The sequence below is a fragment of the Stenotrophomonas sp. G106K1 genome (genome assembly GCF_037969685.1).
Classification (GTDB): Bacteria; Pseudomonadota; Gammaproteobacteria; order Xanthomonadales; family Xanthomonadaceae; genus Stenotrophomonas; species Stenotrophomonas lactitubi.
Window position 1 is genome coordinate 66705 of the sequence record NZ_JBBPFR010000022.1, and the last position, 9674, is coordinate 76378.

Here is a 9674-nt window from a genome sequence, read left to right on the forward strand (position 1 = left end):
TTGGCGGTTGAAGGCACTTCCGCGACCAGAAGCGCCCAGTGTGTCCCTGCCGTTGCCGGCGGGGACGAAAAAATCAATCGACGTACAGCGAGCTGACCGACTCACCGAAGGCGATGCGGCGCATCGTTTCGGCCAGCATTTCCGCCACGCTCAGCTGGCGGATCTTGCTGCACACCCGCGCGGCGTCCTTCAGCGGGATGGTGTCGGTCACCACCAGCTCATCGAGCTGGGAATTGGTGATGTTGTCCACCGCAGGGCCCGACAGCACCGCGTGAGTGCAGTAGGCGGCGACCTTGAGCGCACCGCGCGCCTTCAGGGCAGCGGCAGCGGCGCACAGGGTGCCGGCGGTATCGACGATGTCATCGACCATCACGCAGGTCTTGCCTTCGACGTCACCGATGATGTTCATCACGGTGGAGACGTTTGCGCGCGGACGGCGCTTGTCGATGATCGCCAGGTCGGCGTCATCCAGGCGCTTGGCCACTGCACGGGCGCGGACCACGCCGCCCACGTCCGGCGACACCACGATCAGGTTCTCGGTGCCGTAGGCGCGCCAGATGTCGGCCAGCAGCAGCGGAGAGGCATACACGTTGTCGACCGGAATATCGAAAAAACCCTGGATCTGGTCGGCGTGCAGGTCGACGGTCAGCACACGATCAGCGCCGGCGGTGCTGAACATCTTCGCCGCCAGCTTGGCGGTGATCGGCACGCGCGAGGAACGCATGCGGCGATCCTGGCGCGAGTAGCCGAAGTACGGCACCACGGCGGTCACGCTGGCCACCGATGCGCGCTTGAGCGCGTCGATCAGCACCAGCAGTTCCATCAGGTTTTCCGCGCTCGGCGCCGAGGTCGGCTGGATCACGAACACGTCCTGCTTGCGGACGTTCTCTTCGATCTCCACCTGCACTTCGCCATCGGAGAAGTGCGAGACCAGCGCCTTGCCCGGGCGGACTCCCAGTTCCTTGCAGATGTTCTGCGCCAGACGTTTGTTGGCGTTGCCGGAAAAGACCAGCAGGTTCGGGGACTCTTGCATCATGATTGTCTCGGGCGGGGACGAGTGGCGGGGATCCGGTAGCGGCAAGGACCACTGCGGCCCCTGCTGCTGACAACACCGCGGCTGTTCCCACGTCCCGCGCAGGTGATGCGCTGGAAGGCGCGGACGCAGCCGCATTGGCAGGGGCGGGAGGATTCGAACCTCCGAATGCCAGGATCAAAACCTGGTGCCTTGGGCCTCTTGGCGACGCCCCTGCATTGATGAATCAGTGTTGCTCGAGTGCATCCAGCAGTGGCGAACGTGCAACGCCCGCAGCCACCCTTGCCCGCAACTCCTTCGACAACTTCGCTCGTCCCTGCTCGGCGGCAGCCTGCGAATCGAACTCGACGAAACAACCACTTCCCGAACCGGTCAGACGTGCCGTGCCGATGTCGCTCAACGCAGCAAGCACCGCCTCGACGGCAGGCTCACGGCGGCGCAGCACCGGTTCGAACACGTTCCCGACCAGCGAGCCGGAAGCGAAGTCCTCTATTTTCGCCTGTGGACTGTCGCGCGTCAAATCCGGATCAGCGAACAGGAGGGGCGTCGGCACATGAACGCCCGGTTCGACCACCACATACCAGGCCTGCGGCAGGGTGATCGGCTGCAGCTGCTCGCCTACCCCTTCAGCCCAGGCGTTGTGACCACGCACGAACACCGGCACGTCGGCGCCAAGGCGCAACCCCAGCGCAGCCAGCGCATTCTCGTCCAGCCCGGCGCCCCACAATCGGTTCAACACCACCAGCACGGTGGCCGCATCGGACGAACCGCCGCCGAAACCGCCGCCCGCAGCAACATGCTTTTCGACGATGATGTCGACACCTTGCTCGACATTCGCCACTTCTTTCAGCATCCGCGCCGCGCGAACGGCCAGATCGTCCGCCTCGGCGACGCCGGCCAGGCCATCGCCCTGCCGCCGCACCTGGCCGTCTTCACGCAGGCGCAGGCCGATCCGGTCGCCCCAGTCGAGCAGGCGGAACACCGTCTGCAGCTCGTGGTAGCCGTCGGCACGGCGGCCGGTGATGTGCAGGAACAGGTTCAGCTTGGCAGGGGCCGGCCACCAGGACCACCCCGCGTCATCCCCCCGCGCGTTCATGGCGCGCCCTGGCCCCACTGGTCGACCAGCAGGCGCACCTTGGCGTCGCCATTGACTGCTTCGACCCTGCGCGGCAGGGCCGGACGCCCAGCTTCGGCCGGGTACCAGTCCAGATATTGGATCACCCACCCCATCTGCTGCATGCGCCGCGGGCGGCCATCAGCATCACGGTCGATCTTTTCCGGCCCAGCGCTGTCGCCGGCGACCAGGCCGCGTACCCAGTCCGGCAGCTGATTGACCGGAATATCCCAGCCGGTGGCCTCCAGCAGCAGCGCCTGCGCGTCTTCACCCTCTCGCGGACCACCGGCCAATCCTTCCAGGCGCCCGGCTTCATGGTGGGTATCACCGCTCAACTTCCAGCTCTGGCGGGTCACCGGCGCGCTCAGCTCGACGACATAGCGCTGGCCTTCCTGCTTCCAGTCGATGCGGCCGCTGCCACCGTCCTTGCCCTTGCTGACCGCCACCCGGCCCTGGAAATTCCAGTCCGCTGCCGAACGCAGGGCATCCACGCGCGCAGCCTCGATGGCGGCCGCTTCGGCGGAAACGGTGGTGACCACGGCCGGCGCAGGCGTTTTCTGCCGGCCAACGGTGGTACAGGCACTCAGGGCCAGGGTCACGGCCACCAGCAGCAGGGGCCGGATCGTGGAAACACTCATGGATTGAATTTCTCGCGGGCGCGCAGCAGCGCGCGGTTTTCAGGGTCGAGCCGGGCCGCTTCCTCGAAGAAGTGACGGGCTTCATCGTGTTTGCCCAGCACCCACAGCACCTCGCCCACGTGGGCGGCGATTTCCGGGTCCTTGGCCAGTGTCCAGGCCCGGCGCAGCTGTACCAGCGCGTCGGCGTTGCGTCCCAGCCGATACAGCACCCAGCCATAACTGTCGACGATGGCCGCGTTGTCCGGCTCGGCCACACGCGCGCGGTCGATCAGTTCGAGCGCTTCCTGGTAGCGGCCAGTACGGTCGGCCAGGGTGTAACCCAGTGCATTCAGTGCCGGCACGTTCTCCGGCTCGGTCACCAGGATCTTGCGCAGATCGGCCTCGGCGCGGGCGATGTCATCGCGACGCTCCCAGGCCAGCGCACGGGCATACAACAGGCCGTTCTCGTCCGGATACGCAGCCAGGCCACGGGCCAGCGCATCGATCTCGCCAGGAAGGTCGTCGGCGCGCTGGCGCAGCTCGGCTTCCAGCAGATACGCATCGCGCCGCACATCGTCATCCACGCCGGCATCGGACTGGATAGCATGCACTTCATCCAGCGCCAGCGACTGCCGGCCTGCCAGACCCTGTGCATTGGCCGCGCGCAGGCGCGCTTCATTCAGCTCATCGCCGCCGGGCACGCTGTGATACCAGTTGACCGCCTCCGGGTAGCGCTTGAGGTACTCGGCGATCTTGCCCAGCAACAGGCGCTGCGCCGGGTCCGGCTTGGCCGCCTGCCGCGACAGTTCGTTGTACAGATTGGACAGCGCGGCCTTGTCGCCCTGCTTGGCCAGCAGCGAAGCGCGCATGCCCCACGTCTGCACATTCTGCGGACCGACCGCCAGCACACGCTCGGCCGCTGCCGGCTGGCCGAGGCTGTCATAGGCGATCGCCACCGCATTGCGCAGTTCCGGATCCTGACGGGTCTTCGGTTCTACCCCGCGCAGCAGCGACAGCGCCTGGTCGGTCTGGCCAGCCTGCTGCAGCTGGCTGGCGCGCAGCAGAGCAACGCGCGGCTCCTCGGGGAAGCGCTTGACCACCTCGTCGATCATGCGCCGCGCCAGCTCGGGCTTTTCCATGCGCAGCGCCAGGCGTCCAAACTCCTGCCAGGCCTCGATCTTCTGGGGAATGGCGTTGGCATCGACCAGCTCGCCCAGCACCTGGGCCGGCACGGCCGGATCGCGGCCGCCGCCGATCAGGGCGCCCAGGGCGAACTTCCAGCCCTCGTCGCCCGGGTCCTGCAACAAGGCCTGAAGCTCGCTGCGCGCAGTCTTCACATCGCCCTGGCGCATCGCCAGCGCACCGGCGGCGCTGCGCATCGCCAATGAGCGCGGCGCACGCTGCTGCCACAGGGCCAGGCCCTTGGCCGCAGCATCATCCTCATTGGCCAGCATGGCGATGCGGGTCGCCCGCTCGGCCAGGCCGGCGTCGCCGTCGGTCTGCTGGGCGGCCTGCAGGTACCAGCGCGCGGCCTCGGCCAGCTTGCCCGCCTGCAGGGCGAACTCGCCAGCCAGGACCGGCTCCAGCGCCAGTTCCTCAGTCACCGCGGGCCGTGCAGGCGCCTTGGCGGGCACCGCCGCCAGGGCCAGGGCACAGGCCAGAGACAGCAGCAGAACACTGGGGATGCGAATCAATGCGGGCATCGTCGGCATCGGGGCCTTAAAATGTCGTCCAATGGCCAGCAGCTTATCGCAAGCAACTGAACAATGACCCTGTGGGTGCTCGGACTGAATCACCAGACCGCACCGGTGGAACTGCGCGAACGCGCAGCCTTCGCCGGTGACGCGTTGCCGCGCGCGCTCGGTTCGCTGCGCGACACCCCACAGATCGCCGAGGCGGTGCTGCTGTCCACCTGCAACCGCACCGAGCTGTATGCCGTGGCCGAATCCGCGCAGGCACTGGACCAGTGGCTGCACGCCCAGGCCGGCGACCTGCAGGGCTATCTGTACCAGCACGCCGACGCCGATGCCGTGCGCCACCTGTTCCGGGTGGCGACGGGGCTGGATTCGATGGTGCTGGGCGAGCCGCAGATCCTCGGCCAGGTGAAGGACGCCTGGTCGACCGCGCGCGACCATGGCCTGCTCGGCCAGCGCCTGGACCGGCTGTTCCAGCAGACGTTCTCGGTGGCCAAGCGCGCGCGTACCGACACCCAGGTCGGCGCCAACCCGGTATCGGTGGCCTCGGCAGCGGTGCGCCTGGCGCAGAACGCCTTTGCCCGCCTGGATGATTCCACCGTGCTGCTGGTCGGCGCTGGCGAGACCATCGAACTGGCCGCGCGCCACCTCAGCGAAGGCAAGGTGCGGCGGCTGCTGATCGCCAACCGCACCCTCGCCCATGCGCAGGAACTGGCCAGCCGCCATGGCGGCGTGGCGCTGCCGCTGACCGAACTGGAGCGCCACCTGGCCGAGGCCGATGTGGTGTTCTCGGCCACCGCCGCCCGCGAACCGGTGATCCACCGTGCCGCGGTGGCCAACGCCCTGCGCGCACGCCGGCACAAGCCCATGCTGCTGTTCGACCTGGCCGTGCCGCGCGACATCGAAGCCGACGTTGCCAGCCTCAACGATGCGTTCCTGTACACCGTGGACGATCTCGAGCGCGCGGTGGAAGACAACCGCCGCAGCCGTCGCGAGGCCGCCGCCGAAGCGGAGACGATCATCGACCTGCAGGTCTCGCGCTTCGTCGAAACCCTGCAGGCCAGTGCCCATCAGGCACCGCTGCGACAGCTGCGTGCCTTCGGCGAGGCCACCCGTGCCGAACTGCTGGAACGCGCGCGCCAGCAACTGGCCAACGGCAAGCCGGCCGACGAAGTGCTGGAACTGCTTGCCCACGGATTGACCAACCGCCTGCTGCATCCGCCGACCGCCGCCCTGCGCGCGGCCGCGCTCAGCGGCGATGCCGACCTGACCCGCGCCGCCGAGCGCCTGTTCCCGGCGACGCCGGGTTACCGCCACCCACCTGTGAGAACCGATGACGCCGACCCTGCGCCGTAAGTTGGAAGCGCTGGCCGAGCGCCGCGAAGAACTGCAACGCCTGCTCGCCGAACCGGAGGTGGTCGCCAACAACGCGCGCTTCCGCGATCTGTCGCGCGAGTTTTCCCAGCTCGAACCGATTGCCACCGCACTGGCCGATGAAGCGCGCGCCAAGGCCGATCTGGCTGCGGCCGAAAGCATGCGTGCCGACCCGGACCTGCGCGAGCTGGCCGACGAGGAAATCGCAGCCGCGCAAGCCCGCCTGCAGAAACTGGAGCAGGAACTGGCGCTGCTGCTGGTGCCGCGCGACCCGCGCGATGAAGGCAACCTGTTCCTGGAAGTCCGCGCCGGCACTGGCGGCGACGAGGCGGCGATCTTCGCTGGCGACCTGTTCCGCATGTACGCCCGCTACGCCGAGCGACAGGGCTGGAAGGTCGAGATCGAATCGGACAATCCCGGCGAACATGGCGGCTACAAGGAAGTGGTGGCGCGCGTGGTCGGCCGAGGCGCGTTCTCACGCCTGAAATTCGAATCGGGCACGCACCGCGTGCAGCGCGTGCCGGCCACCGAATCGCAGGGCCGCATCCACACCTCGGCGGCAACCGTGGCGATCATCCCGGAAGCCGACGAAGTCGATGAGATCGTCATCAACCCGGCTGACCTGAGAGTCGACACCTACCGTTCTTCCGGCGCCGGCGGCCAGCACGTCAACAAGACCGAATCGGCGATCCGCATCACCCACGTGCCCAGCGGCGTGGTGGTCGAATGCCAGACCGAGCGCAGCCAGCACGCCAACCGGGACAAGGCGATGAAACGCCTGAAGGCGCAGCTGCTCGATGCCGAGCGCCAGCGCCACGACGCGGCGCAGGCTGAATCTCGGCGCCTGCAGGTCGGCAGCGGCGACCGCAGCCAGCGCATCCGCACCTACAACTTCCCGCAGGGCCGGATCACCGACCACCGCGTGGAAGGGTTGACCCTGTACGACCTGCCCAACGTGTTGGCCGGCGATCTGGACCCGCTGCTGCAGCGATTGAGCCACGAGCATCAGGTCGACGCTTTGGCCCAGCTTTCGGCGGGTTGACCAGCATGTCGGCCTGGCAGCAGCGGCAGCAACTGCAGCAGGCGATCACGCGCCAGCCCGGCGACTTCGTCGCCTGGGTGATGCTGGCCGACCTGGAACTGGAAGCCGGCGACATTGCGGCCGGCGAGCAGGCCGCGCGACGCGCACTGCAGTTGCGACCCAACCATCCTGAAGCACTTGCCCGGCTGGGCCGGGTAGCGTGGATGGCAGGCGCGCACGACGATGCCGCTGCATTGCTGGGCCAGGCCTCGTCGCTGGCACCGGAGCATCCGGGCATCGCGTTGTGGCTGGGGCATGCGCTGGAAGATGCCAACGATGCAGAAGGTGCATCGGCCGCCTATCGCCGCGCGCATGTGCTGATGCCCGATGAGCCGTATATCGCCGCACAGCGCCTCGCCTGGCAGCGTCGCCTGTGCGATTGGCAGGACGTGGATGCGCTTGCCACCCAGGTACGCGGCGCGCTTGCATCTGGCCAAGGCGTGGTTGAGCCCTTCGCGTTCCTCAGCGAAGACGCCAGCGCGGCCGAACAGTTGGCCTGCGCGCGCGCGCGCGCGGCCGCTGTCGCTGCTGCGGTGCGGCCACTGCCGCCGGTGAAGCTGCGCGAACGAGGTCCACTGCGCGTGGGCTTCCTGTCCAACGGTTTCGGCGCCCATCCCACCGGATTGCTGACGGTGGCGCTGCTGGAACGCATGAGCCAGGACCCGGCCCTGCACCTGCATCTGTTCGCGCTCAACGCCAACGATGGCAGCCGCATCCGCCAACGCCTGCAGACCGCCACCCGGCTGCATGACGTGGCGGGATTGCGCCATGCCGATACCGCCGCGCGCATCCGTGCACAGGGCATCGACCTGATGTTCGACCTGCGCGGCTGGGGCGGCGGCGGCACACCGGAAGTACTGGCGATGCGCCCTGCCCCGCTGCAGCTCAACTGGCTGGCCTACCCCGGCAGCTCCGGTGCACCGTGGCTGGATGCCGTGATCGCTGACCACTTCACGCTGCCGTCCTCGCTGGAACCGCACTACAGCGAGCGTGTGCTGCGCCTGCCGCGCGCGTTCCAGCCTTCGGACAGCACTCGCATGCTGGAGCCGGCACCAGAGCGCGTGGCATGCGGGCTGCCTGCGCAGGGCACCGTGTTCTGCTGCTTCAACAACAGTTACAAGCTCAACCCGCGCAGCATGGGCCGCGCGTTCGCGGTGCTGCAGGCAGTACCGGACAGCGTGCTGTGGCTGCTGTCCGGCCCCGGCCAGGGCGATGCGCGGCTGCGTGCCGCCGCACAGGCAGCAGGACTCGACCCGGCACGCCTGGTGTTCATGGCCAAGCTGCCGCATCCGCAGTATCTGGCCCGCTATCAGCTGGCCGACCTGTTCCTGGATACGAACCCGTACAACGCGCATACCACCGCATCGGATGCACTGTGGGCCGGCTGTCCGGTATTGACCTGCCCCGGCACGACCTTCGCCGCGCGCGTGGCCGGCGGCCTCAACCATCAGCTGGGGCTGGAGCACATGAACGTCGCCGACGACGCGGCGTTCGTCGCCACCGCCAGCGCACTCGGCAACGATCCGACCGCGTTGGCCGCAGTGCGCGCCGAACTGGCGCAGGCACGCGAGCGCAGCGGCCTGTTCGACATGGCGGGTTTCGCGCGCGATCTGTCCGCACTGCTGCAGCAGCTGGCCAGCGAACAGGGCTGGCAGGGCCTCGACACGCCCTGACATCACCCTGCGCTACGCTCGGGCTTCCTTCCCGCGTGGTATGACCATGGCCAAGCTCAAGCGCAAGGAATACGACGAACTGCTGCAGCCGCTGCAGCTGGAACTGGCTGCGATGGCGCGCTGGGTGCAGCACAGCGGACAACGCCTGCTGGTGCTGTTCGAAGGACGCGATACCGCCGGCAAGGGTGGCGCGATCCAGACCATCAGCGAGCACCTCAACCCACGCCAATGCAGGGTGGTGGCGCTGCCCAAACCCACCGACCGCGAAGCCACGCAGTGGTACTTCCAGCGCTACGCCTCGCATCTTCCGGCTGCCGGCGAGATCGTGCTGATGGACCGCAGCTGGTACAACCGCGCCGGCGTTGAACGGGTGATGGGCTACTGCAGCGAAACCGAGTACCAGCAGTTCCTGCGCCAGGCACCGGTGTTCGAACAGCTGCTGGTGGATGACGGCATCCTGCTGTTCAAGTACTGGTTGTGCGTGGACCAGGAGCAGCAGGAAAAGCGCTTTGCCGAACGCCATGTCGATCCGCTGAAGGGCTGGAAGCTGTCACCGGTGGACCTGAAGTCACGCAGCAAGTACAGCGCGTACACCGAAGCGCGCGAGGCGATGCTGCGCGCGACCCATCGCGACGGTGCGCCGTGGACGCTGGTGGATTTCAATGACCAGCGGCTGGGTCGCCTGACCCTGGCCCGCAACCTGCTGGACCGCTTGCCGGACACGCGGGTGGATGCGCCGCTGCCGGACCTGCCGAAGCTGAAGGGCAAGCTGCATCGCGAGCACTACGATGTATTGAAGCCGATCGAGAGTTTCCCGGTCGAAGAGTAGGGTTGGTCGGCAGGGCTGCGCCCTGCACCTGCTACAGGCAACGGCAACAGCCGAAGCAACGGCCGAAGCGGTATTCCGTGGGATGGTGGGGCGGTGTCGGATTGCGGGGACGCCGCAAGTACGTCCTTGTAGGCTTGGCCGCGGCATCCATGCCGCGGACACCCCGTACTCCGACACCGCCCCACCTCTGACAGATTTCCGGCGTCTGATGGATCCACCTCATGCGTGGATGAATCTCCATTGAAATCGAAGATTTCGA

Annotated in this window: 8 protein-coding genes and 1 tRNA gene; 4 read left to right on the forward strand and 5 right to left on the reverse strand. The window is 67.7% G+C overall.

Annotated features, from left to right (window positions below; genetic code table 11):
• Positions 1–73: 73 nt before the first annotated feature.
• From WKB25_RS17015 to WKB25_RS17035, 5 genes are all read right to left on the reverse strand, one after another.
• A complete protein-coding gene (locus tag WKB25_RS17015; RefSeq protein ID WP_025879147.1) occupies positions 74–1033 on the reverse strand; it encodes a ribose-phosphate diphosphokinase in 960 nt (319 codons plus the stop codon).
• A 138-nt stretch (positions 1034–1171) separates the two neighbouring features.
• Positions 1172–1248: transfer RNA gene (locus WKB25_RS17020), tRNA-Gln, on the reverse strand.
• A gap of 11 nt (positions 1249–1259) precedes the next feature.
• Entirely contained in the window at positions 1260–2129 is an 870-nt protein-coding gene (gene ispE / locus WKB25_RS17025) for a 4-(cytidine 5'-diphospho)-2-C-methyl-D-erythritol kinase (protein ID WP_340571885.1), read from the reverse strand.
• Complete coding sequence (gene lolB, locus WKB25_RS17030) at positions 2126–2785, reverse strand: lipoprotein insertase outer membrane protein LolB (protein ID WP_340571886.1); 660 nt, start codon at positions 2783–2785, stop codon at positions 2126–2128. The genes ispE and lolB overlap by 4 nt, the downstream gene beginning before the upstream one ends.
• Positions 2782–4467, reverse strand: a complete 1686-nt coding sequence (locus tag WKB25_RS17035) for a tetratricopeptide repeat protein (RefSeq protein ID WP_340571887.1) — start codon at positions 4465–4467, stop codon at positions 2782–2784. The genes lolB and WKB25_RS17035 overlap by 4 nt, the downstream gene beginning before the upstream one ends.
• A 63-nt stretch (positions 4468–4530) precedes the next feature.
• On the opposite strand from WKB25_RS17035, the gene hemA reads away from it, so the two are divergent.
• From hemA to ppk2, 4 genes are read left to right on the forward strand one after another with little or no spacing between them, the layout of a single operon-like run.
• On the forward strand, positions 4531–5814 hold the full coding sequence (gene hemA, locus WKB25_RS17040) for a glutamyl-tRNA reductase (protein ID WP_089238957.1): 1284 nt from the start codon (positions 4531–4533) through the stop codon (positions 5812–5814).
• Entirely contained in the window at positions 5792–6874 is a 1083-nt protein-coding gene (gene prfA / locus WKB25_RS17045) for a peptide chain release factor 1 (RefSeq protein ID WP_340571888.1), read from the forward strand. Before hemA ends, prfA begins: the two co-directional genes overlap by 23 nt.
• A 5-nt stretch (positions 6875–6879) precedes the next feature.
• The gene (locus tag WKB25_RS17050) at positions 6880–8586 is read left to right on the forward strand and encodes a tetratricopeptide repeat protein (RefSeq protein ID WP_340571889.1); all 1707 of its coding nucleotides are present in this window, start codon (positions 6880–6882) and stop codon (positions 8584–8586) included.
• Between the two features lie 46 nt (positions 8587–8632).
• On the forward strand, positions 8633–9415 hold the full coding sequence (ppk2, locus tag WKB25_RS17055) for a polyphosphate kinase 2 (protein ID WP_340571890.1): 783 nt from the start codon (positions 8633–8635) through the stop codon (positions 9413–9415).
• The last annotated feature ends 259 nt before the right edge of the window (positions 9416–9674 follow it).

Bases quoted from the DNA above. Each gene is read 5' to 3' on its own strand.
- WKB25_RS17015 (WP_025879147.1), bottom strand. From the start codon at position 1,033: ATGCAAGAGTCCCCGAACCTGCTGGTCTTTTCCGGCAACGCCAACAAA.
- ispE (WP_340571885.1), bottom strand. From the start codon at position 2,129: ATGAACGCGCGGGGGGATGACGCGGGGTGGTCCTGGTGGCCGGCCCCT.
- lolB (WP_340571886.1), bottom strand. From the start codon at position 2,785: ATGAGTGTTTCCACGATCCGGCCCCTGCTGCTGGTGGCCGTGACCCTG.
- WKB25_RS17035 (WP_340571887.1), bottom strand. From the start codon at position 4,467: ATGCCCGCATTGATTCGCATCCCCAGTGTTCTGCTGCTGTCTCTGGCC.
- hemA (WP_089238957.1), top strand. From the start codon at position 4,531: ATGACCCTGTGGGTGCTCGGACTGAATCACCAGACCGCACCGGTGGAA.
- prfA (WP_340571888.1), top strand. From the start codon at position 5,792: ATGACGCCGACCCTGCGCCGTAAGTTGGAAGCGCTGGCCGAGCGCCGC.
- WKB25_RS17050 (WP_340571889.1), top strand. From the start codon at position 6,880: ATGTCGGCCTGGCAGCAGCGGCAGCAACTGCAGCAGGCGATCACGCGC.
- ppk2 (WP_340571890.1), top strand. From the start codon at position 8,633: ATGGCCAAGCTCAAGCGCAAGGAATACGACGAACTGCTGCAGCCGCTG.